At 36.9% G+C, this 23,498-nt stretch carries 18 protein-coding genes and 1 pseudogene; 13 read left to right on the top strand and 6 right to left on the bottom strand.

All coding sequences use genetic code 11. From position 1 onward, the window contains the following. Positions 1 to 70: 70 nt before the first annotated feature. Positions 71 to 709 carry a histidine phosphatase family protein gene (locus tag FJR05_RS14995; RefSeq protein WP_168644833.1) on the bottom strand — a complete coding sequence of 213 codons (639 nt, stop codon included), beginning with the start codon at positions 707 to 709 and terminating at the stop codon, positions 71 to 73. 318 nt (positions 710 to 1,027) lie between these two features. Here FJR05_RS14995 and FJR05_RS14990 point away from each other — a divergent pair, with 318 nt between their 5' ends. The 5 genes from FJR05_RS14990 (at position 1,028) to FJR05_RS14970 (ending at position 8,603) form a co-directional block, all read left to right on the top strand. Then, a complete protein-coding gene (locus tag FJR05_RS14990) occupies positions 1,028 to 2,290 on the top strand; it encodes an FAD-dependent hydroxylase (protein WP_168644832.1) in 1,263 nt (420 codons plus the stop codon). A 267-nt stretch (positions 2,291 to 2,557) separates the two neighbouring features. Next, positions 2,558 to 4,282 (top strand): diflavin flavoprotein, encoded by a 1,725-nt coding sequence (locus FJR05_RS14985; protein ID WP_168644831.1) that lies wholly within the window; start codon positions 2,558 to 2,560, stop codon positions 4,280 to 4,282. 109 nt (positions 4,283 to 4,391) lie between these two features. Continuing rightward, positions 4,392 to 6,098, top strand: a complete 1,707-nt coding sequence (locus tag FJR05_RS14980) for a diflavin flavoprotein (protein WP_168644830.1) — start codon at positions 4,392 to 4,394, stop codon at positions 6,096 to 6,098. A gap of 101 nt (positions 6,099 to 6,199) precedes the next feature. Next, the gene (locus FJR05_RS14975) at positions 6,200 to 7,630 is read left to right on the top strand and encodes a DNA methyltransferase (RefSeq protein ID WP_168644829.1); all 1,431 of its coding nucleotides are present in this window, start codon (positions 6,200 to 6,202) and stop codon (positions 7,628 to 7,630) included. 25 nt (positions 7,631 to 7,655) lie between these two features. Beyond that, a complete protein-coding gene (locus FJR05_RS14970; protein WP_168644828.1) occupies positions 7,656 to 8,603 on the top strand; it encodes an AvaI/BsoBI family type II restriction endonuclease in 948 nt (315 codons plus the stop codon). Positions 8,604 to 9,038: 435 nt separating this feature from the next. On the opposite strand, the gene FJR05_RS14965 is transcribed toward FJR05_RS14970, so the two are convergent. Beyond that, positions 9,039 to 9,182 carry a hypothetical protein gene (locus tag FJR05_RS14965; RefSeq protein ID WP_168644827.1) on the bottom strand — a complete coding sequence of 48 codons (144 nt, stop codon included), beginning with the start codon at positions 9,180 to 9,182 and terminating at the stop codon, positions 9,039 to 9,041. Positions 9,183 to 9,494: 312 nt separating this feature from the next. Here FJR05_RS14965 and FJR05_RS14960 point away from each other — a divergent pair, with 312 nt between their 5' ends. Both FJR05_RS14960 and FJR05_RS14955 read left to right on the top strand, forming a co-directional pair. Beyond that, positions 9,495 to 10,256 carry a Uma2 family endonuclease gene (locus tag FJR05_RS14960; protein WP_168644826.1) on the top strand — a complete coding sequence of 254 codons (762 nt, stop codon included), beginning with the start codon at positions 9,495 to 9,497 and terminating at the stop codon, positions 10,254 to 10,256. Between the two features lie 51 nt (positions 10,257 to 10,307). Then, positions 10,308 to 10,871 carry a Uma2 family endonuclease gene (locus FJR05_RS14955; protein ID WP_168644825.1) on the top strand — a complete coding sequence of 188 codons (564 nt, stop codon included), beginning with the start codon at positions 10,308 to 10,310 and terminating at the stop codon, positions 10,869 to 10,871. Positions 10,872 to 10,875: 4 nt separating this feature from the next. Here FJR05_RS14955 and FJR05_RS14950 read toward each other — a convergent pair whose 3' ends face one another. Then, a complete protein-coding gene (locus tag FJR05_RS14950; RefSeq protein ID WP_168644824.1) occupies positions 10,876 to 12,891 on the bottom strand; it encodes a family 10 glycosylhydrolase in 2,016 nt (671 codons plus the stop codon). Between the two features lie 377 nt (positions 12,892 to 13,268). Here FJR05_RS14950 and FJR05_RS14945 point away from each other — a divergent pair, with 377 nt between their 5' ends. The 6 genes and pseudogenes from FJR05_RS14945 (at position 13,269) to FJR05_RS14920 (ending at position 20,388) form a co-directional block, all read left to right on the top strand. After that, complete coding sequence (locus tag FJR05_RS14945; protein ID WP_168644823.1) at positions 13,269 to 15,380, top strand: WD40 repeat domain-containing protein; 2,112 nt, start codon at positions 13,269 to 13,271, stop codon at positions 15,378 to 15,380. A 123-nt stretch (positions 15,381 to 15,503) separates the two neighbouring features. Further along, positions 15,504 to 17,234 (top strand): DNA repair protein RecN, encoded by a 1,731-nt coding sequence (gene recN / locus FJR05_RS14940; RefSeq protein WP_168644822.1) that lies wholly within the window; start codon positions 15,504 to 15,506, stop codon positions 17,232 to 17,234. A gap of 159 nt (positions 17,235 to 17,393) precedes the next feature. Beyond that, the gene (locus tag FJR05_RS14935) at positions 17,394 to 18,122 is read left to right on the top strand and encodes a Uma2 family endonuclease (protein WP_168644821.1); all 729 of its coding nucleotides are present in this window, start codon (positions 17,394 to 17,396) and stop codon (positions 18,120 to 18,122) included. 84 nt (positions 18,123 to 18,206) lie between these two features. Beyond that, positions 18,207 to 18,476: a hypothetical protein gene (locus FJR05_RS14930; protein ID WP_168644820.1), complete on the top strand. Its 270-nt coding sequence runs from the start codon at positions 18,207 to 18,209 to the stop codon at positions 18,474 to 18,476. Further along, positions 18,446 to 18,619, top strand: a pseudogene (locus FJR05_RS14925) (HNH endonuclease); the annotation flags it as partial. The gene FJR05_RS14930 and the pseudogene FJR05_RS14925, both read left to right, overlap by 31 nt. 176 nt (positions 18,620 to 18,795) lie before the next feature. Further along, positions 18,796 to 20,388 carry an RNA-directed DNA polymerase gene (locus FJR05_RS14920; RefSeq protein WP_168644819.1) on the top strand — a complete coding sequence of 531 codons (1,593 nt, stop codon included), beginning with the start codon at positions 18,796 to 18,798 and terminating at the stop codon, positions 20,386 to 20,388. A gap of 325 nt (positions 20,389 to 20,713) precedes the next feature. On the opposite strand, the gene FJR05_RS14915 is transcribed toward FJR05_RS14920, so the two are convergent. The 3 genes from FJR05_RS14915 to FJR05_RS14905 form a co-directional block, all read right to left on the bottom strand. Further along, positions 20,714 to 20,932, bottom strand: coding sequence for a hypothetical protein (locus FJR05_RS14915; protein ID WP_168644818.1), 219 nt, complete (start codon positions 20,930 to 20,932; stop codon positions 20,714 to 20,716). 217 nt (positions 20,933 to 21,149) lie between these two features. After that, positions 21,150 to 21,662 carry a hypothetical protein gene (locus tag FJR05_RS14910; RefSeq protein WP_168644817.1) on the bottom strand — a complete coding sequence of 171 codons (513 nt, stop codon included), beginning with the start codon at positions 21,660 to 21,662 and terminating at the stop codon, positions 21,150 to 21,152. Between the two features lie 240 nt (positions 21,663 to 21,902). Continuing rightward, complete coding sequence (locus FJR05_RS14905; RefSeq protein WP_168644816.1) at positions 21,903 to 23,441, bottom strand: AAA family ATPase; 1,539 nt, start codon at positions 23,439 to 23,441, stop codon at positions 21,903 to 21,905. Positions 23,442 to 23,498 lie beyond the last annotated feature (57 nt).

Here is a 23,498-nt window from a genome sequence, read left to right as displayed (position 1 = left end):
CTAAAGTAGAGTTAATGGAAATATTTTGGCTTGAGGGTGAATAAGAAGGTGTTTAAAAAGTTTTGATTTATTATGTTCCGGGACGAGAGCGGATATGATCTGGTAGATGATGGCGATCGCCTAATATTTCCAATAAAGGACCATTCACATCAAATTTCACCATACTCACTGAAGCGACCAAAATATTCACCCGATAGCGATACCGTCCCAAATCAATCCCCAATAAACTGCAAAGCATAATCCGAATCGTGGCTTTATGGGAAACCACTAAAACATTACCTTGGGGATGTTTTTCTTGAATTTCCGCAATTACAGGCATAGAACGGTTAGCAATCTCCACCGCAGTTTCTCCACCAATAGGTGCATTCCAAGCAGGTTCTGTCAACCATTTTACATAGTTTTCTGCGTAATTTTCTTGAGCAAAGGATTTACTCTTAGTTTCCCATTGTCCATAACTACCTTCCCTGAGTCCTTCCCGCACCTGCATCTTCATCCCAGTAGCATCACAAAATGGCTTGGCAGTGGCAATGGCGCGTTTCATCGGACTAACATAAACCGCCGACCAGTCCAATTTTTGATAAACATCAGCAAAACTGGATGCCATTTGCATCCCTTCTTTTGTCAAATCTGCATCAGTTTCACCACAGAAATTACCACTTTGACTAAAAGTAGTTTCGCCATGTCGCAGTAAATATAAATTGAGTGTCATAGTTTGTATGGCGATGGGGATAAAAGAGTTTGTGCAAAAACAAAATAACATCAATCTCACTATCGAGTCTGTCACAGCAGGACAAAGTGATCAACTCAAAAAGTCAATCGGGTAAACCAATGGTATTCATAACTTAAACTCTATAAAATAGAATTACAGAACGATCACAAAGTTAAGAATTACATAATTACTTCATCATTATTTAATCCGTGAAATCCGTGAAATCCGTAAAATCCGTGATCGTTTCCTTTATTTATCTTGATCATCAGTGGCGATCGCGTCACAATAATAATTAAAACTATGTAATTTATCTTCACAATGTCCCTCTCCCCGCTTACTCCCACTCTTTCATCCCCCCACACCCCCACAGAAACCTCCTGGGGATATGATTATGATTTGGTCATAGTCGGTGGTGGAATTGTCGGCTTAACCCTAGCCGCAGCTTTAAAAGACTCTGGTTTAAAGATTCTCCTCATTGAAGCTAGAATTGCATCAGCCGCAGTGGCTAAAGGACAGGCTTATGCTGTACATATGTTATCAGCACAAATTTTCCAAGGAATTGGTTTATGGGACAAAATTCTCCCCAATGTTGCCAAATATAACCAAGTGCGTCTATCTGATGCTGATTATCCTGATGTGGTGAACTTCCAAACCGATGATTTAGGGACATCAGAATTAGGTTATGTGGCGGAACATTCTGCACTGTTAGCACCTTTACAGGAATTTGTGCAAAGTTGTCCAAATGTAACCATCTTGTGTCCAGCGGAAGTTATCAATACAGAAAATCAGTTAGATATAGTTAAAATTAACATCAAAATTGGCGACGAAAATCAGACAATTCGCAGTAAATTGTTAGTAGCTGCCGATGGTTCTAAATCTCCCATTCGTCAAGCTGCGGGAATTAAAACCAAAGGTTGGAAATATTGGCAATCATGTATTGTGGCCTTTGTAAAACCAGAAAAATATCACAATAACACCGCTTACGAAAAGTTTTGGTCAAGTGGTCCCTTTGCAATTTTACCTTTACCAGGAAACCGTTGTCGCATTGTTTGGACAGCACCCCATGAAGAAGCAAAAGCTTTGTGTGCGTTGAATGATCAGGAATTTTTGGCAGAACTGACTAAACGCTATGGTGATCAAATGGGGAAATTGGAATTATTGGGAGACAGATTTATTTTTCAGGTCCAGTTAATGCAGAGCGATCGCTATGTTCTCCCCAGATTAGCATTAATAGGTGATGCTGCCCATAACTGTCATCCCGTCGGTGGACAAGGTTTAAACTTAGGGATTCGTGACGCAGCCGCATTAGCTGAAATCATCCAAACAGCACATCAAAATCGTCAAGATATTGGCAATATTTCCGTACTCAAACAATATGAAAACTGGAGAAAAAAAGAAAACCTGGCAATATTAGGTTTCACCGATTTATTAGATCGGGTTTTTTCTAACAACTTCTTACCAATAGTCATAATTCGCCGTTTAGGTTTATGGATTATGCAGCGAGTTCCTATCGTCAAAATATTCGCACTAAAATTAATGATTGGCTTAAAAGGAAAAACTCCACAACTAGCCAAACGCTGAGATCACCAAATTATTCAGCTATCATAGATTGATATTTCCGTCTTTTTTTGATAGCTGATTGCTAAAAATATAGCAGTATGCACTTAAATAGCAAATCGTCAAGCCTGTAGGGGCGCAGGGCCTGCGCCCTCTTGAATCGTTGTTTATTATCTATATACCAATTTAATTTTCTTAACTTAGCTATAGGTTTTTTAATAAAAATTAATATTCAAGCTGTGCCACAATAGGGGAAAGGCATAAATACTCAATTTTTTAAGGAGGGGCGTTATGGTATTGCTCACCGATAAACTAGAAAAGCGTCTGACTATAAATACTGTAGAGATTAGTGAAAATACTACCGCAATTCGGTCTTTGGATTGGGACCGCGATCGCTTTGATATTGAATTTGGCTTACAAAATGGTACAACCTACAACTCTTTTCTGATTCGGGGTGAAAAAATAGCCCTGGTTGATACCTCCCATGAAAAATTTCGCCAACTTTATTTTGATACTCTCACGGGTTTAATCAATCCCCAAGATATTGATTATTTAATTGTTAGTCACACTGAACCAGATCACAGCGGTTTAGTAAAAGACTTGTTACAACTTGCGCCAAATATAACTGTAGTTGCGTCAAAAGTGGCAATTCAGTTTTTGGAAGATATGGTACATCAACCATTTAACCGCAAAATTGTCAAAAATGGCGATCGCTTAGATTTAGGCAATGGTCATGAATTTGAATTTGTCATTGCTCCTAATTTACACTGGCCGGATACCATTTTCAGCTTTGACCACAAAACCCAAATTCTCTACACCTGCGATGCTTTTGGGTTACATTACTGCTCAGAAAGTACCTTTGATGACGATTTGGCAGCAATAGAAGCCGATTTTCAATATTACTACGAATGTTTAATGGGACCAAATGCCCGTTCTGTCCTTTCCGCAATGAAGCGCATGGCAGAATTGAAAACAATTCGCATGATTGCCACCGGACACGGACCACTATTATACCATAATGTTGAAGAATTAACCGGACGTTATCGCAGTTGGAGTCAAGGACAAACCAAAGCGGAAACCCCTGTAGGGATATTTTACGTCTCCGAGTACGGTTTTGGCGATCGCATTGCCCAAGCGATCGCTAACGGGATTACAAAAACTGGTGTCGCTGTCGAAGTCGTAGATTTAGCCAGCGTTAACGAATTACAAGAATTGCGAGAACTGGTAGGACGTTGTACAGGTTTAGTCGTGGGAATGCCCCCAGCATCCAGCAATTCTAACATTCAAGCTGCACTTAGTACCGTTTTAGGTTCTGCCAAAGAAAAACAAGCAATTGGCATTTTTGAAACCGGTGGAGGAGATGATGAACCTACCTATCCACTCTTAAATAAATTCCGGGCGTTAGGCTTAAATATTGCTTTCCCCGTGATTGAAATTCGGGACACACCCACAGCCAACATCTACAAAAAGTGCGAAGAAGCGGGTACAGACTTAGGACAATGGGTGACAAGAGACAAAAGTATCAAAGCCATGAAATCTCTTGGTGCTGATTTAGATAAAGCCTTGGGAAGAATTAGCGGCGGTTTATATATCATCACCGCCAAAAAAGATGACGTATCCAGTGCCATGTTAGCCTCCTGGGTAAGTCAAGCCAGCTTTAAACCCTTGGGCTTTTCCATCGCCGTCGCCAAAGATAGAGCCATAGAATCACTCATGCAAGTAGGCGATCGCTTCGTTCTTAATGTACTCGAAGAAGGCAACTATCAACCATTAATGAAACACTTCTTAAAAAGATTTGCCCCTGGTGCAGATCGTTTTCAAGGAGTCAAAACCCAACCCGCCGAAAATGGCGCACCCATCCTTACAGATGCCCTAGCATACATAGAATGCGAAGTCGTCAGCCGCATGGATTGTGGCGATCATTGGGCAGTATACAGCACAGCTTACGCCGGTAGAGTATCTAACCCTGACGCAATGACAGCAGTACACCACCGTAAAGTAGGAAACCATTATTAGAAAGAGGGAATAGGGAATAGGGAATAGGGAATAGAAAATAAAATTCTGGACAACGGACAACGAACAACTGACAACTGACAACTGACAACTGACAACTAACAACTGACCAATGACTACTAAACCCCGTGACGTACAAATATTGCCCATTGGTACAGATACCATAGTATTGCGATCGCGCAGTTGGGCTAGATTAAGATTTGAAATTGAATATGCTTTAGCCAAGGGTACAACGGCTAACTCTTATCTCATCCAAGGCGATAAAAATGCCCTGCTTGACCCCCCTGGCGAAACTTTTACCGAAATTTACCTCCAAGCCTTACAACAGCGGTTTGATGTCAAAAAACTCGATTATGTGATTCTTGGTCACGTTAACCCCAACCGCGCCGCAACATTAAAAGCTTTACTAGAAATTGCCCCCCAAATTACCTTTGTTTGTTCTAATCCAGGGGCGATAAATCTCCGCGCTGCATTGGAAAAAGACGATTTACAAATTTTGGTCATGCGGGGAGAAGATACCCTAGATTTAGGAAAAGGACATCATTTACAATTTATTCCCACACCTAACCCCCGTTACGCTGACGAACTTTGTACATGGGACCCACAAACGGAAATCTTGTTTTCTGATAAATTATTTGGAGCGCATATTTGCTCAGATCAAGTTTTTGATGAAGGTTGGGAAGTATTTAACGAAGATAGACGCTATTATTTTGACTGTTTAATGGCACCTCACGCCAGACAAATCGAAACAGCTTTAGAAAAATTAGCAGATTTGCCGATGCGAATGTACGCTACTGGTCATGGTCCAATAGTCCGCTATGGTTTAATTGATATTACCAAAGGCTATCGGGAATGGACTAAACAGCAAACTTCCGCTGATATGACGGTGGCTTTGATTTATGCTTCTGCCTATGGCAATACTGCAACTTTAGCACAGGCGATCGCTCGCGGCATCACCAAAGCTGGTGTCAGTGTCGAATCTATCAACTGCGAATTTACCGAACCCGAAGAAATCAAAGCCGCAATTGAAAAATCCGCCGGTTTCGTCATAGGTTCACCCACATTAGGAGGACACGCACCCACACCAGTACAAACAGCTTTAGGAATTGTCCTCTCTACTGCTACTAACAATCAATTAGCTGGTGTGTTTGGTTCTTTTGGTTGGAGTGGAGAAGCCGTTGATTTAATTGAAAGCAAACTCAAAGACGCGGGATACAGATTTGGTTTTGACACTATTCGCGTTAAATTCAAACCCAATGAAGTCACTTTACAAACCTGCGAAGAAGCGGGAACTGATTTCGCCCAAGCATTGAAACGCGCCGCGAAAAAATCAGTTGTAGCTAGACAACCCGCTACTAATGTCGAACAAGCAGTAGGGCGGATTGTTGGTTCTTTGTGTGTAGTTACAGCGATTCAAGGAGAAGTAAAAACGGGAATGTTAGCCTCTTGGGTGACACAAGCCAGTTTTAATCCTCCTGGTTTAACTATTGCAGTAGCTAAAGAACGGGCTATGGAAACTATGACTTACACAAATAACAAATTTGTAGTCAATATCTTGGCGGAAGGGAAGGAAATCCGTAAGCAATTTATGAAAGTTTACGCCCCCGGACAAGATAGATTTGCCGGTTTGGACATTCAAGAAGCCAATAATGGCGGAATTATTCTCAATGGTGCTTTAGCGTATCTGGAATGTTCTGTCCAAAGCCGGATGGAAGCTGGTGATCATTGGTTGGTTTATGCCACTGTTGATGATGGTAAAGTCTTAAATCAAGATGCTGTCACAGCCGTACATTATCGCAAATCGGCGAGTTATTATTAACTCCTTACGTCTTAGCCCCTCTAGGATTAGATAGAGGGGTAATTTTTTTACGCTATGATGTAAAAAAAAACGTCTGCCAATATTTTTAATCACTTTAAATAATGCTTGATTTTCAACAATTAGAACCTCAAACACCAAATCATCAAACACAAAATATTGAAATTGAACATCTTAACACCCAACTATACCAGAACTTTGCTAATAAATTTTGCATAGAAGATGTTCTCAACCGCAAGATTGTTAGTTTCCAGGCTAATAAACTTAAACCTATTTATCGATGGTACAAATATAAAGAAGCTTTTTCTGCTTCATTAGTAGAATATTTACTAGATAAATATATAATCGAATCTGGCGAAATATTAGACCCTTTTGCTGGTAGTGGAACAACTTTATTTGCAGCTAGTAATATAGGATTAAATGCTGATGGAATTGAATTACTATCTATTGGAAAAGAAATTATAAATACTAGGCTTATCTTAGAACAAGAATTTACAGCAGATGATTTCACAAAAATTTTATATTGGTCTAAAAATTGTCCTTGGGAGAAATCAAAAACTAAACAAACTATTCAAGAAATAAAAATTACGACAGGTGCATATCCTCAAGAGACATTAAACGAAATTCAAAAATATATCGGTGCTTACCAAGATGAAAATTGTAGAATCAAGCAAGTATTACAATTTGCACTATTATGTGTTTTAGAAGCAATTAGTTACACTCGCAAAGATGGGCAATATTTACGTTGGGATTATCGTTCTAGTCGTCAACAAGGTAATATACCTTTTAATAAAGGAAAAATTCTCAGCTTTAAACAGGCAATTAGTCTTAAAATTACGGAAATTTTAGCAGATATTCAAATTGGGAGTCAACAAGGTGAACTTTTTCCCAGTAAAACTAAACAAGGTGGGATTCGTTTGTTTACAGGTTCTAGCTTAGATATAATGCCACAATTGCCAAATTCTTATTATGATGTAATTCTTACTTCTCCTCCTTATTGTAACCGTTATGATTACACTAGAACTTATGCTTTAGAACTTGCTTTGTTAGGAGTAGGACAAGAGGAAATAGTTAATCTTAGACAACAAATGTTAAGCTGTACAGTTGAGAATAGACCGAAAGATTTATTAGCAATTAATTCTCAATGGTCAAATGCTATTTTGGCTACAGATCAGCAAAAATTACTCCAAGCCATTTTGCAATATTTGGAAGAACAAAAATTACAAAAACAATTAAATAATAATGGTATTCCGAGAATGGTAAAAGGTTATTTTTATGAAATGGCCTGCATAATTTATGAATGTTATCGAGTCATGAAACCACAAGGGCTGATGTTTATGATTAATGATAATGTGCGTTATGCTGGTGTGAGTATTTCAGTGGATATGATTTTATCGAATATAGCTGAGTATCTGGGATTTAAAGTAGAAAATATTTTAGTTTTACCTAATACTAAAGGTAATAGTAGCCAACAAATGGGAATACATGGACGTGATGCACTGAGAAAATGCGTTTATGTTTGGAGAAAAGTTTAATTTAATCAAATTAAGGTAACTAAAATTGGCATATAAAAATCATTTAAATACAGGTCTTGATTTAGTAACAACTTATGAAAAAACTAGGGCTGGTTTTGTTGCTTTATCGATTGAAAGAAACCGTCGGGCTACACCATTTATTGATCAAGCAAGAGTATTAAAAACTATTGCTTCTCAAGTTAATAATCCTGCTGATTTAATGAATCTGATAGAAATACAACCTGCTTTATTAGCTGCATCTGGAGTTTCTGATAAAGCCGCAGGTTATTTACAGCCACAGGATAAAATACAAGCTATTCAAGGGTTAATTAAAGAGTTTTTAGAACCAGCAGGTTCAGATTTTGTAGAAGAATTAGTTTATAGATTTTTGCTAACAAGAGGAGATACCCTAGGTGGTTCAATGAGAAATGTAGGTGGAGTGTTAGCACAGCGTAAATTAACTCGCGCAATTTTGGCTAATCTTGCACTTGCTAATATTCGTTATTATTGGTTACATTCTACAACTAAAACATGGATTCCGATGACAGAAGAAGATGCAGGAATAGATTTATATGTGAAGGGTTTAAGTTGGTCTATTGGCAATAAAAATAGAACAATAATTTATAATCTGACAGTTCCTTTAGTGAAAAGTAATATTGATGTTTGTCTTTTCAACTGTGGTTATCAAGAAATTTCTCCAGCAACTTATAAAATTTCCAATCTTTATATTGCACTGGGGGAATTAAAAGGAGGAATTGATCCTGCTGGTGCTGATGAACATTGGAAAACAGCGAGAACTGCTTTATCTCGAATATGGAAGGCATTTTCTCAAATTGATTTGTCACCACATACATTTTTCATTGGTGCAGCTATTGAAAAACGTATGGCTGAGGAAATATGGAATGATTTAGAATCTGGTAAATTGAGCAATGCTGCTAATATGACAAATGATACTCAAGTTGATTCGATCTGTCACTGGTTAATCAGTTTATAGAATTTTTAAGCGCACTTTTAGAGTTTACCATTTACAAGCGATCGCTTCCCTCCCCCCAAGCATCACATTTTTGGAGTTTGGACAAAGGTGATATGAATACGATATTTAAGAAAATAAAAAATATATCCCTCGTTCTCAGACTCCGGCTGGGAATGCCTACCAGGAGGCTCTGCCTCCAATCCCAGAATAAAAGCCATTTTACCCGATTTTGTGCTGGTACTTGAGGCAGAGCCTCATCAACTGCATTCCTAGTCTCTGACTAGGAACGAGAAAAACTCGTTACGATAATCTAAAAACTCCTGTAAGACTTGACGACGATAGGGAGAGTGTGTATCATGTTAAATATGTCAATAAAAAAAGGGCAGACTCCGGTGAGTCCACCCGTTTCTGTTACGGAACGTACGAGTAGTAGTAGCACCTACTTAAACGTACTTCTTAGTTATTGCGATTAATCCATCGCTCTAATATCTGCTCAATTGAACGGAACATTAAAACGCCTGAATTTGCAATTTCGGCAGTCTTGCTGGAGATAAAAGCCAGAGAAAGCAAAGCCAGAACAACACATAAAACGTAAGACATCTGATGTTGCTCCTTTTTATATTTAATTTCACCTCATTCAACATTATAGTTGCTTGAGGTGTTCAGTGTAAATATAGATATGAATTTACACTACTGAATAGTATAGCTTAAATTAATCAAAATTGAACAGGTAATTTTTTTATTCGATGTGCCAAATTATGATGCACTAAAATTTTTTCTAAACAAGATTTGTAGGTTGGGTTGAAGCATGAAACCCAACGCATTGGTTGGGTTGCGCTGTCGCTTAACCCAACCTACAGAAAATGGACAAGGTATTGATAGTGAAGTTGACATTTCTTTTTTGCAGCCGTTATGTATCAAACAGACCCACCGCGTTCTGCTAAGGAATTCCTACCGACAATGTATGATTTACCTAGCGAAGATCCAGAGGAACCTGGTTTGCCAGACGAATTTCATCTTTTACAACCCCAGTTATTACGGGAAACCTTTTGTCCATCAAAGTTCCCGGAAAATCAGGTATTTATCGCCACAGACTTAAATCTTTACTACGATGTTCATCATCCATTATGGTATAAACGCCCTGACTGGTTTGCTGTCGTTGATGTCCCCAGGTTGTATGCACAAAAAGAATTGCGCCTCAGTTATGTGGTTTGGCAAGAAGGCGTTAATCCTTTTGTAGTGGTAGAATTTATTTCACCAGGAACAGAAAAAGAAGATTTAGGGAGAACCCTACGAGATGCTAGTCAACCTCCAACTAAGTGGGAAGTTTACGAACGAGTTTTAAGAGTACCCTATTATCTAGTTTTTGACCGTTACACTGACCAGTTAAGAGCATTTCAGTTACAGGGAAGTAGTTATGCTGAATTGGAAGTCAATCAACCGCGTGTGTGGTTAAATGATATTGAATTAGGTTTGGGACTGTGGCAAGGTGTCTATGAAGGAATTGAACGGCAGTGGTTACGCTGGTATGATGCTTCAGGTAACTGGGTTCTCACACCAGAAGAACGGGAAAGAAAACAAGGGGAGCGAGAAAGAAGACGTGCAGAAAGATTAGCAGCACAATTACGCGCTCTTGGTGTTGAACCTGATTTTGGTGATAATGAAGAAGGATAACCGACTGATTCTGAAAAATTTAAACCAGAACAATTATACTAATCATCTGCTATGAATACAGTTACCTTAAACTTAGATCCAGTTATTTGCCTGACAGATGAGCAGTTTTATCAACTCTGTATGGCGAATAAAGATGTAAGCTTGGAACTAAATGCACAAGGAGAATTAATTATTGTGCCACCAGTTGGAGGAGAAAGCGGCCGTAGTGAAGCTGATTTAATTATTAAAGTAGGTAATTGGAATTACCAAAGCAAATTAGGAATAGTATTTAGTTCCTCAACCATTTTCCGACTTCCCAATGGTGCAAAACGTTCACCTGATGTTGCTTGGATAAAATTAGACCGCTGGGAAGCATTGACAGAAGAAGAACGGGAAAAATTTCCCCCACTTACACCAGATTTTATTATTGAACTCAGATCAAAAACAGACAGATTAAAAACCCTGCAAGAAAAATGCACCGAATATATAGATAATGGTTTGCGTTTGGGTTGGTTAATAAATCCCCAAGACAAACAAGTGGAAATTTACCGACTAGGAAAACCTGTAGAAATTCTCCAATTTCCTGTATTGCTTTCTGGAGAAGAGGTTTTACCAGGATTTGAATTGCAATTGTAAAATGTCAAATTACAGTAATAGTTACACCTTCACTTTCATTTCCTAATCTATCCACAGCACATACCGCATAAGTTCCGGGTGAGACTGTCGCAAAGGTCGTACCAGCAGATAAAATGCGTTGAATTACCCAATTATTACTATTTTGCAAATACAGAGTCCAAGAACGCACAGGGCGATTATCTCCTGCTTCCCAATTTAACTTTCCATCTATAAACTTGAGATTTTTGGGAGGTGGTGGCGTGATGGAACTTTGCCATGACATAGTGGGAATTAGTGCAGGTGTGGGATAATCAGTTTTAAATTGGTCAGCAATGCCTTGACGATTTTCCTGAATACCAGTCATGCTGAAAAAGATATTACCCAAAGATAAACTACCTGCCAAATTCCGAGAAATCTGAATTTGCTTGGCAATTTCACTATTTTTCCATTCTTTACCATTTAGTTGTCCGAGATTGTTACCTGCATAGACGTGACGCTGTTTGGTATTAATTTCCGTCCACCATTTCAGCAAAGTTTGATAACCTTGTTTGGTTTGGTCAGTCCGCCAGTAGAGTTGAGGAGCAATATAATCTATCCAGCCTTGCTGTAACCATTTTTTAGAATCTGCATAGAGGACATTATAGGCATCTAAACCGACAATTCCCGCAGGTTCTCCAGAACGATAAATGCCAAAGGGACTAATCCCAAATTTGACATGAGGTTTGGTGGCTTTAATTCCTTGGGAAAGTCGCAATACCATTTGATTAACGTTTTCCCGTCGCCAATCTTCTAAACTCAGTTTACCGCCACTGGCTTTATATGCGGCGTAGGTTTTATCATCGGGAAAAGATTTACCGGATATGGGATAGGGATAAAAATAATCATCTAAATGAATTGCATCTAAATCATAACGGCGAACAACATCAATAATGACATTGTATGCTCTGTCTTGAACTATTTTTGCACCGGGGTCCATCCATAGTTGAGTACCCCATTGATAAACTACTTCGGGATTTGTAACTGCGATGTGAGGACGTACTGGGAAAATTTTACTATTAGCTCTAGCGCGGTAAGGATTGAACCAAGCGTGTAGTTCAATATTGCGTTTATGACATTCGGCGATCGCAAATTCCAAAGGATCATAAAATGGTGATGGTGCTTTTCCCTGAGTTCCTGTAATCCAAGCACTCCAAGGTTCTAACTCAGAAGCATATAAAGCATCACCTTCTGGTCTGACCTGCAAAACTAAAGCATTGAAATTCAAAGATTGTAACTGTTTAATAATCGCCACTAATTCCGCTTTTTGCTGTTCCACAGCCAGTCCTGGTTGAGAAGGCCAATCACTATTCCACACAGTCGCAACCCAAGCGCCCCGAAATTCTCGCCGATGATTTACCTTGACAGTATTGGAGGTTATCGGTTTCGGTATGGCTGGGGGAACAACAATATAATTAGAAGGGATTTTTTCAGCTTTTCCTAAATATACTAAAGCTTGATAAACCATAACTGCCACTTCGGCACGAGTAGCGGCTGTTTTATAATTAAGGATTTTGACGTTGGGATAACTTACTACCCAAGCGAGTCGAGTCGCTAAAGCTATTTGATTAATTCCATAGTAAGGAATCAAAGATCCATCTTGATAAATTTCTGCCAGTTTACTTACTAAATCCAGGTCAACTTTCCCAGCAATTCCCAAACCATTAACCATTGCGACTAAAGCATCACCTCTAGCAATACCTTCATCTGTGCCGAAACGTTTGTTTGGATAACCTGTTAAAAATCCACTTTCATAAACTTTTTTAATCGCATTTATCGCCCAATGGGTCTGCGGAACATCTACAAAAGGCAGATATGCACGTTTAACTGGTTGGGGAAAAACTGAAGCGATAATGGCCGCAAATTCAGCGCGAGTCACAGGGTTATTAGGGCGACAAGTTCCATCAGGATACCCACTAATAATCCGTCGTGCTGCTAAAGCTTCTATAAATGGTTGAGACCAATGATTTTGAATATCGGAGAAAGTTATAGGAGTAGAAACCATATTTAAGGAGATAGTTACATCCTCTGTTAATTTAGCAATATTTAAGTCATAGCTACTAATTTTTTAGTCATGCACTCAGACATATAAGTTTTTTAAATCTCCCTTTTCCAAAAAAATCGCATTTCTATCTTTGTTGAGAATATACCTGGTTGATTCTCAAGATTATTGAGAATGTAATCAATAAGCTAACGATTTTACTAGGGTATTGACATCTCTAAATTTTATGTTATTGTCAAGATATACGATCTGGAAGTTTCTATATCTAAGAATTTGTCTCACGCAGAGACGCGGAGGCGCAAAGAGTAAGAGAAAATAAAGTTTTATTGAGTATAGTTTGTGATATAGTAGTCACGACTTGACAAGTAATACCAGTTAACATGAATAATCGTCAGTTGCTAGAAGTTAGCGAGTATGTATGTTTGGGGTTATCAGTCTTGGGAACAATAGTAGCGACAGTGACGCAACAGGTGGTTTATGCGGTTATTCCCCTGAGTTTAAGTATAGCTTTAAATTTAGTTAATCGTCCTAAGTTTAATTATTCCCAATCACAAATTGATCAATTACAGACAAGTTGGCAAAATATTACTGAAGAATTTTACCAAGTTGAAAAAACCATGAATACCTCTAATCAACGTTTGGAACAAATCGAAGCTTGGAGACAACAACTCAGCCAAATTATTGACCAAACCATTGAAAGTGCTATTAATGAACGTTTGGGAAAACTTGAAGTTTATAAACAGGAAATTAGTCAAGTTATTGACCAGAAAATTCAAATATCAATGCAAAAATTGAGTACGGAATTTAATGTAGTCAATCAAGAAATGCAAATAGTCAATAATCGGTTGCAGCAATTAGATATTTCTCTAGAAAGTTTGAACTCTAATGTTGACAAAGATGAATATTTGAGAAATATTGCAGAATTGAAAACTGAATTATCACAAATCAGTCAACAGCTACAGGTCTTTAATTCTCGATTTGCAGAAATTGAAACTTCTATCAAACATGGCAATGAAAGCAATCAACAGCAATTAGCAGAATTACGCGATAATCAAGAAAATCAAAGTCAGGAATTTACTCAGATTTATCAACAAATTGAAGTGGTTAATTCTCGATTTGCAGAAATTGATAATTCAACCCAGAAATTACATCAGACAATTTTAGAACAAAATCAATCAATAGGTGAGATTAAAGAAAAACAAGAAAGTGAGAGTTCCCAAAATAATGACATTTTTGATTCTATTAATAACCGATTGACAAAATTAGATGGATTAACAGAATTAGATAGTTTATTTACAGCTTTGGTACAACCGTTACAGGTTAAAAATAAATCAAATTCGCAAACAAATCCAATACCGGAACAACCAAGTCAAGAAAGAGAAGAAATTCCCACAATTAATAACTTAGATTCTATTGGTAATTCTATTAACAAATCTTTGAAAGAATTGGATGTATTAACGGAATTAAATACTTGGTTTAACCCGTCACACGCAGCAAATAAATCAAGTATAGAAGAATCAGATAATTATCAAGAAACATTGGAAGTAATTCCTACCACATCTTCATCAAATGACAACAGCGAAAAATTAATATTTGTTGGTACTCTCAAAGGACATGAAAATAAAGTTCTCTCTGTAGCTTTTAGTCCAGATGGTAGATTTTTAGCAAGTGGAAGTGATGATACAATCATTAAATTGTGGGATTTAACAACTCAAAAACATCGCACCTTTGAAGGACATGGAGAATCTTCTTGGTCCAGAGGGATTAATTCCGTAGGTTTTAGTCCAGATGGTAAATTTTTAGTAAGTGGAAGTGATGACAAAACTATTAAATTATGGGATGTAAATCTAGGAATAGAAGTTTTCACTTTTACAGGACATGAAGAAAGAGTTAATGCTGTCTCCTTTAGTCCCTTGGGAAAAATTTTAGCGAGTGGAAGTAAAGACAAAACAGTTAAACTGTGGTCATTAGAAACAGGAAAAGAAATTTTCTCTTTCAAAGGTCATACCGATGATGTTTTATCTGTAACTTTTAGTCCTGATGGTAAACTATTAGCTAGTGGTGCAGGTGGTAATGATAAAACTATCAAGATTTTACAATTAGCTGAAAATAAAGTGAAAACTTTAACAGGACATTCTGATTGGTTTGGAGGGATTACTTCTCTAGCATTTAGTCCCGACGGAAAAACTTTAATTAGTGGTAGTCAAGACAAAACTATTAAACTTTGGAATCTAGAAACTAGTCAAGAAATTAAAACTTTATCAGGACATTCTGATCATATTTGTGCCGTTGCATATAGTCCCAATGGACAAATTTTAGCGAGCGCTAGTAAAGATAAAACAGTGAAATTATGGTCAGTCGCTAGTGGTGCAGAAATTTCCAGTGTCAAATGTACTGATTCTGTAATTTCCTCAATTGCCTTCAGTCCAGATGGTAAAATATTAGCTGCTGGGAGTGGAGATACAACAATTACTCTGTTTCCCATAGCATAACTTTGATTCTACAGGTAGGGGTAAAGCATGAGCTAAACCCTTACACCTCTGAGTTTTTCGTAATCTTGTCAAATTTCCAATCTCAGCGGAAACGGGGAAATCTGCAATCTGAGGATAATTCAAATGCTGCTATATTTAAGAATTGAAAATTTCGCCTTAATTGATCATCTGGAATTGGATTTTGGTGCAGGTTTGAATGTATTAACAGGAGAAACCGGCGCAGGAAAATCAATTATTTTAGATGCTATTGATGCCGTTTTGGGTGGTAAAGTCTCCAGTCGGGTAATTCGCACTGGCACAAATCGCGCCATAGTGGAAGCAACTTTTAGCGTTACTCCGCCCCTAGCAGCTTGGTTAAGTGAACAAGAAATTGATTTAACAGATGATCATGCTGTGATCATTAGTCGAGAAATTGCCACCACTAGCAGTAATATCCGCAGTAGATCAAGAGTAAATGGAGTGCTGGTAAATCGCCCCTTAATGGCAGGATTACGAGACAGTTTAGTAGAAATTACGGCACAAGGACAAACCGTACAGGTGGGACAATCTGCCCAAGTTCGAGATTGGTTAGATTTATATGGTGGTGATGCTTTGTTGCATAAACGCCAAAATGTCGCCGCTGCTTTTATTCTATATCAGCAAGCTCGTCAAGCACTAGAAAAACGCCGGACATCAGAACGGGAAAGGCTGCAACAATTGGATTTATTAACATATCAAGTACAAGAATTGGGCGCTGCTAATCTTGATGATGCCCAGGAAATGGAACAATTAAATCAAGAACGGGAACGCTTGAATCATGTTGTGGATTTACAGCAAATGAGTTACAAGGTTTATCAGGCTTTGTATCAAGATGATCAGGAAACGCGCACTGCTGCTGATTTATTAGCCGATGGGGAGATGATATTAACTCACATGGTGGAGTATGATTCTCAACTACAATCTCTGTTGGAATTGGTGCGGGATGCGATCGCAGCGGTGATGGAAGTGGGGAGACAAATTAATGCTTATGGAGAAGGACTAGAAGCAGATCCCCAGCGGTTGGAAGAGGTGGATGAACGGATACGAGAATTAAAACAAATTTGTCGCAAATATGGACCGACTCTGACGGAAGCTATTTCTTATTACGAACGTATTCAAACTGAATTAGCTGAATTAAATAATAGTGAACAATCTATCGAAACTTTAGAACAACAAGAACAATTATATTTACAAGAACTCCAGCAAGTTAGTCAACAATTAAGCCAATTACGTCGTCAAACTGCGGCTAATTTAGAATCTAGATTATTAGCCCAACTCAAGCCGTTAGCAATGGATAAGGTAAAATTTCAAGTAGAAATTGTCCCCACTACCCCCAGTCCCACAGGTGCAGATAAAATTACTTTTATGTTTAGTCCTAACCCCGGTGAACCTATTCAACCATTAACAGAAATTGCTTCTGGTGGAGAAATGAGCCGATTTTTACTAGCTTTAAAAGCCTGTTTTAATCAAGGTCATGAAGTGGGAACAATGATATTTGATGAAATTGATGTGGGAGTTTCTGGTAGAGTTGCCCAAGCTATAGCGGAAAAATTGCACCAACTTAGTCAAGGACATCAAGTATTATGTGTCACCCATCAACCTCTAGTTGCAGCAATGGCAGATCGTCATTTTCGCGTTGATAAATTAGTGATTAGTAAAGCTAGAAATAGTAATGATGAACAGCGGACTGTGGTGAGAGTAACAAGTTTAGATAATTTAACTACCCGACGGGAAGAATTGGCACAATTAGCTGGTGGTAAATCTGCAAATGAAGCAATTTCTTTTGCTGAATCTTTATTATTACAAGCAGCTAATCATCGAGAAAAGGGGAAATAGATGCTGAAATTGCCTGAAATGACTAAAGCCACGCTTTGCTATCAGGATGTCTGGTTACTGAGCGAAGTCGAAGTACAGGATTTAGAGGATTTTTTATGAGATAATAGACATAAAGAAACTGTAAACACACAATAAATTAAATTTTCCAGAAATAGTAATATGTATCAAACTGATCCGCCCCGTTCTCCCCAAGAAGTGTTACCAACGATGTATGATCTCAAAAGTGAAGATCCAGAGGAAAAAGGTTTGCTTGATCAATTTCATTTATTACAACCCCGTTTATTAGACGAAACGTTTAATTCTCCTACTTATCCTAGCGACAAAATATTTACCGCTAGTGACATGAATCTCTATTATGACCCTCATCATCCAACATGGTATAAAATACCAGATTGGTTTGTATCTGTGGGTGTTTCTCCTCTTTATAAAAATGGCGATTTACGACTGAGTTATGTAATTTGGCAAGAGGGAATCACTCCTTTTATTATAGTTGAATTACTCTCACCAGGAACGGAAAAGGAAGATTTAGGAGAAACTTTACGAGATGTAAAAAAACCGCCAACAAAATGGGAAGTGTATGAACAGATTTTAAGGATTCCCTACTATGCTATTTTTGACCGTTATAAGTATGAATTTAGAATGTTTAAATTAGATGGTGGACGTTATATAGAAATAGATTTATCATCATCAGATTCTCGTTTTTGGATACCAGAAATAGAATTAGGTTTGGGAGTTTGGCAGGGAAAATATAATAATATTCAGCAGCCTTGGTTAAGGTGGTATGATGTCTATGGTAATTGGGTGTTGACTCCGACGGAACAAGAAAGAAGACAGAAGGAAAGATTGATGGAACAGTTAAGAAAGCTGGGTATTGAACCTGATATTTAATTTGTCTGAATCAGGATATCCAGGATTTAAGGATTTTCAGGATTTTTTATGAGATAATACAAATAAAGACACTGTGAACACACAATGGTTACTCAATTAATGGTTCAACCTTCATCTTTAATATCTTCTGGTATGAAGATGAGTGAATTTGGTAATATTTATCTATTTAAATTTACCGAAGAACTACAGATACGTTTTGAAGAACTATTAGCAAAGAAAAAATCTGATAAATTGACTTCTGAAGAGGAAGCGGAATATGTAGGTATCTCGGAGTTACAGCGAATATTTACCTTAATTAATGCTCAACTAGCGGCTAAAAGTAAATGGTGTCCGAACCAACTCGACGACTTATAAGAAAACGAGCTAAATTCCTCTGTGAATATTGCCACTCTCCTGAATACCTAAGTCCCGACCGCTTTACCAGTGACCATATTATGCCGCAGTCTTTGGGAGGTTCAGATGAACTGGATAATTTAGCTTTAGCTTGTCATCAGTGTGTTGATGGGGCAGTTAAGGGGACTGGGTGTAAAACCGGATTTAGAGCAAGTATTATCTGTATAAATTTTATCTTATTTATAATGAATGTTACCTTAATTTTGAAGGCAAAGCTAATTTGTCCTATATTTCGGTATATGCTTATATTATCTATGAAATAAGTACAAATATTACAGCTATGAAACTTCAAGAACATTCTCTACGATGGGCATTAAATCATTTGGTTAAATATAGTGATACTGATTTATTTCCTAAACCGATTGAATTTGATGTCCTTTATAAAATACAAAATGATACTATTAATAGATTAAAAGATATAGATTTAGGCAATTACCAACATAATGCTGCAAGAAGATTTATAGTACCTAAAGATGAAATTTCTTACAGAACAGCAACTCAATTAGATCCCTTAGATAACATTATGTTAACGGCTATTATTTATGAATATGGTCAATTAATAGAAAATAAAAGAATACCTATCTCTGAAGAAAAAGTTTTTAGTTATAGATTTTCTCCTCAAGATGATTGGAGCTTATATAATTCCAATGTTTCATGGACAGAATTTTGGTCAGTATGCAAGAATAAAATATCCAATTATCAATATGCAGTATATTTAGACATAGCAGATTTTTATAATCAGATATATCATCATAATATTGAAAATCAATTAATGGATGTAGATTTCCCAAATCAAGTAAAGAAATGGATAATAAATTTACTTGAAAAAGTAACTGCTAAAGTTTCTAGAGGTATTCCTGTTGGACCACATTCCACACATTTATTAGGAGAGCTTTCACTAATACCTCTGGATAATATTTTGACTTTAAAAGGCTTAGATTTTTGTCGTTTTGTTGATGATATAGTTATTTTTTGTAATAGTTATACAGAGTCCAAAACTATTATATATCAAATGGCAGAGAGTCTTGATAAACAACAAAGACTTATACTACAAAGAGGAAAAACAAAAATATATAACTCAGATGATTTTGAAAATCATTGTATAGAAATGACTAAAAATCAACCAATTAATAAATATGAAGAAGAGATATTAAATATAATATCTGATCATTCTACTGGCAACCCTTATGTTACTATAAAAATTGAAGATTTATCTGGTAATCAATTAGAGTTATTTAAAGAAGAAGTTATTGAAAATATATTAGGATCATATCTTAATATTGATCAACCAAATTATACCAGATTAAGATGGTTTTTGAGAAGATTATCACAAATAGGAATTCCATCTGCTGTAGAATTTTGTATTGCTCATATTGAGATTTTAACTCCAGCTATAAGTGAAGTATGTCACTATTTACTTTCAGTTAATAATAATTTTAAAGGTAATTGGAAAATATTAGGTAGTAATTTATTTCAGATATTAGATAATGAAATAGTTAGATCAAATGAGTATTTTCAGATAACCATATTGAGTTTATTTAGTAGAAACTCTTTATTAAATCATTCTAATCTACTTATTACATTATATAAATCTTCACCAAATAGTTTACGGCGAGAAATTTTATTAAGTGCTTATGCTCAAAATATGGGTGACTGGATAAGAGAATTAAAAGAAGATTATTCAAGTTTAGATATTTGGTGTAAAAGAGCTTTTATTATAGCCTCAATATCTTTACCAATGGACGAGCGCAAGTTTTTTCTAAATCATATTAAAGATAATGATATATTGAATGAATTATTAATCAAATGGGCTACAGCTAAATTAACTTTGAATAATAGCAATGCAACAAATATTAACAATTACCCAATTTAATTTTATAATCCTCATTATCATATCAATATTGACAACTATATCCCACATTCCGCACCTGGGGTGTCACATAGTATTATCACTTAATTTTCTCGTAATTTTCGGATACAAATTATGCTAGTCCAGCATCATACATCCGTTAATTCTTTGAGATTTAGTATATAATACATCTTTGTGTTAATGAATTTTACACAATAGCCATTTCCGAATTCTTTAATCAATCTGATTGTTTATCAACATTAAATTTGCAAAATTCCAGAATATTAGAAAATTAAAATTCACCAAATAACAGAATCATAAAATCCTATGATTATTTTATCTGCTGTAATTAAATAGTTGTGGGTGTGATGATATCTTCAAAATATTGGACTTTACCACGTAGGGAATTAAATAATTCTGCTGTTGAATTTTTAACACTAATATTTTCTGGTGTTTTAGTTTCTATAAAGGTAATTAAAACTTGGCTTTCCAAGATATTTGTAGGAATTTCTGCTAACTCAATTCTTCCATGTCGGTAGATTCCTTTAACAGTTTGTAGCATAGTCATAGTCAATTATCTCCTTTGCTTTTAAAACCATTCTCGCTTGATTTACTTCTCATCTCATAAACAAATTAGGAAAATTGGTTTACCTAATTAGTGATAACATATCATAACACATTAATTTATCATCCTTATTGTCACATTAATATTAACAACCCTATGAGTTTTGTAACCTGGTAGCTGAATTAATCCTGTGAACAGTGACCTGATTATCAATTGTTAATTACTTTTCCCAAAATCGAAAATTGAAAGTTGCAGACTCCCGACGGAAGCGCCGAGCAGGTTTTCTTTTGCGTCTTTTTGCACTTCTCTCACTTGGCTGTTCTGGATTGATTTCTTCCACAATCTCCTCTGATAGTTGTGTTTGTAACGTTTCCTCACTTCTCCACCAACTAATAATCCAACCACCACCAATTCCAGCGATCGCACCGAATATAATACTCATAGGGGCTGAATAACCCAGAAAAAGGCAGCCCATCATAAAAAACAACCAATATTTTAATCCAGCATCAATGCCATCATTAGAGGCGATAGTAGCAGGTTCAGGACTATTATCATTAACAAAGGTGAACCACCCCAAGGTGACACCACCCATAATGGCTATGAATAGACTCAGAGGAACTGAAGCATTAGCAATTCTGGAGATAATAAATAAAAATAATCCAAATAACAGTTGAGAAAGAAAGTTAGGTGAGGAAGAGAAAATATCGCCTAGTAGATTATTTTTTGGTGCCATAATATTAGGAGTCAGGAGTCAGGAGTCAGGAGTCAGGAGTCAGGAGTCAGGAGTCAGGAGTTAGGAGTCAGGAGTCAGGAAGAAAGAAGGAGAAAGAATAATTAATTATATCTCGTTCCCAGTCAGAGACTGGGAATGCTATCATGGAGGCTCTGCCTCAAATGTTATTAAAGGCAGAGCCTTTAGAATTCATTCCCATCAGAGTATGGGAACGAGAAAACGAGAAAAACTAGACAAAAATTAAATCAATTTTGATAATTGCGTGTCTAGGGGTTGAGTTGTATCCACAACTGTTATATAAGGTTGTTCGAGATTTGTAAATGGTTCAGATTGCTTGATTTGCGATGCTAATAAATCAGCGGTTGCATCAGCAATATCACCAGTACGGTTCAGGAGTCTTTCTTTGATAACTTCTAGGGGTGCGGTACAGTTGATAATATGTATGGGTAATTGATGCTGTGTAGCTTGGGAAATAGCTGTTTCCCGTAAATCCTGGCGATCATATTTGGCATCTAAAATCACAGACCAACCTTGATTAGCCAGTATAATTCCTAATGCTAATAATCGGCTATAGGTTTTTTGGGTCATTTCTGGTGTATAGATTTCATCTCCACCTTTTTCTAGAAGAGGAATACCTGCTAAATGCTTCCGCACAGCATCAGAACGGAGATGAACTGCGTTGAGTTTCCGGGCTAAATATTTAGCTGTGGTACTTTTACCAACGCCAGATAATCCTGACATTAAAATCAGTTTTCCCTGTTGGGGTTTGGTATATTCCCAGGCTTGACGATAATATGCAGAAGCTGTTTTTGCAGATTCTTCTTTGACTGCATCTGGAATATTAGGATCATCTAATAAGAAGGAATTTACTTTGGCTCGTACATAGGCTTGACGGCTTAAATATAAAGGCAAGACCTGTAAACCTTCCCAGTCTCCAGTTTGCTCTACGTAGGCATTTAAAAAGGCATTTCCTAAGTCTTTTCGTCCTCTGGCTTCAATGTCCATGACTGTAAATGCTACGTCATACATAACATCCACAAAGCGGAAAGGCTCATTAAATTCTATACAATCAAATAGCATAATTTTGTCATGCCAAAGAGCAATATTTCTGAGGTGTAAATCGCCGTGACATTCACAAATATAGTTATTGTCAATTCTGCTTTTAAATAGTTCTGGATGTTGAAGAAAGAAGTTGTCTGTATATTGTTTTGTTTCCTCAAATTGTTCTTTTGTTTGGGGTCCACCAATATATTTTTCAGCTTGTTGATAATTCTCATCAATTGCTAGTCGGACTTGGGAGACTTCTCCAAAACTGCGAATATAATCATTTGTTTCGGTGTTTGCATGATATTGGGCTACAACTCGTCCCAGTTCTTCTAAGTGACTTTCTGGTAAGTTTCCACTGGCAAAAAGTTCACTAAATAGGGTTTCTTGGGGAAATTGACGCATCTTTACTGTATATTCTACAGCTTCTCCTGTGCCACCTAAATGGTATTGTTCACCTACTAAGGTTACGGGGAGAACTTCTAAATATAATTCACCTGCACCTCTTTGATTTAATCGCAGTTCTTCTTGACAAAAATGCTGCCGTTTTTCTAAGGTGGAAAAGTCTAAAAAACCAAAGTTGGCTGGTTTTTTGAGTTTGTAAGCATAATCTCCGGTGAGGAGAACGTAGGAAATATGAGTTTGAATTAGTTGAATTGGTTCTGTTACGGGATGAGGATAAAATCCTGGTTGTAACATTTGTGAGATTAAATTTGGGAGATTGGTTTCTGTCATTTTTATTGGTGATTGGTAATTGGTGATTGGTAATTGGTGAACTGTTCCCTACTATAA

Source organism: Dolichospermum sp. UHCC 0259 (assembly GCF_009711935.1).
Taxonomy (GTDB): domain Bacteria; phylum Cyanobacteriota; class Cyanobacteriia; order Cyanobacteriales; family Nostocaceae; genus Dolichospermum.
This window is presented reverse-complemented; position numbering and strand designations above follow the sequence as displayed.

Excerpts from the sequence above, each read along its gene's own strand:
- FJR05_RS14995 (WP_168644833.1), bottom strand. The coding sequence starts at position 709 with ATGACACTCAATTTATATTTACTGCGACATGGCGAAACTACTTTTAGT.
- FJR05_RS14990 (WP_168644832.1), top strand. The coding sequence starts at position 1,028 with ATGTCCCTCTCCCCGCTTACTCCCACTCTTTCATCCCCCCACACCCCC.
- FJR05_RS14985 (WP_168644831.1), top strand. The coding sequence starts at position 2,558 with ATGGTATTGCTCACCGATAAACTAGAAAAGCGTCTGACTATAAATACT.
- FJR05_RS14980 (WP_168644830.1), top strand. The coding sequence starts at position 4,392 with ATGACTACTAAACCCCGTGACGTACAAATATTGCCCATTGGTACAGAT.
- FJR05_RS14975 (WP_168644829.1), top strand. The coding sequence starts at position 6,200 with ATGCTTGATTTTCAACAATTAGAACCTCAAACACCAAATCATCAAACA.
- FJR05_RS14965 (WP_168644827.1), bottom strand. The coding sequence starts at position 9,182 with ATGTCTTACGTTTTATGTGTTGTTCTGGCTTTGCTTTCTCTGGCTTTT.
- FJR05_RS14960 (WP_168644826.1), top strand. The coding sequence starts at position 9,495 with ATGTATCAAACAGACCCACCGCGTTCTGCTAAGGAATTCCTACCGACA.
- FJR05_RS14955 (WP_168644825.1), top strand. The coding sequence starts at position 10,308 with ATGAATACAGTTACCTTAAACTTAGATCCAGTTATTTGCCTGACAGAT.
- FJR05_RS14950 (WP_168644824.1), bottom strand. The coding sequence starts at position 12,891 with ATGGTTTCTACTCCTATAACTTTCTCCGATATTCAAAATCATTGGTCT.
- FJR05_RS14945 (WP_168644823.1), top strand. The coding sequence starts at position 13,269 with ATGAATAATCGTCAGTTGCTAGAAGTTAGCGAGTATGTATGTTTGGGG.
- recN (WP_168644822.1), top strand. The coding sequence starts at position 15,504 with ATGCTGCTATATTTAAGAATTGAAAATTTCGCCTTAATTGATCATCTG.
- FJR05_RS14935 (WP_168644821.1), top strand. The coding sequence starts at position 17,394 with ATGTATCAAACTGATCCGCCCCGTTCTCCCCAAGAAGTGTTACCAACG.
- FJR05_RS14930 (WP_168644820.1), top strand. The coding sequence starts at position 18,207 with ATGGTTACTCAATTAATGGTTCAACCTTCATCTTTAATATCTTCTGGT.
- FJR05_RS14920 (WP_168644819.1), top strand. The coding sequence starts at position 18,796 with ATGAAACTTCAAGAACATTCTCTACGATGGGCATTAAATCATTTGGTT.
- FJR05_RS14915 (WP_168644818.1), bottom strand. The coding sequence starts at position 20,932 with ATGACTATGCTACAAACTGTTAAAGGAATCTACCGACATGGAAGAATT.
- FJR05_RS14910 (WP_168644817.1), bottom strand. The coding sequence starts at position 21,662 with ATGGCACCAAAAAATAATCTACTAGGCGATATTTTCTCTTCCTCACCT.
- FJR05_RS14905 (WP_168644816.1), bottom strand. The coding sequence starts at position 23,441 with ATGACAGAAACCAATCTCCCAAATTTAATCTCACAAATGTTACAACCA.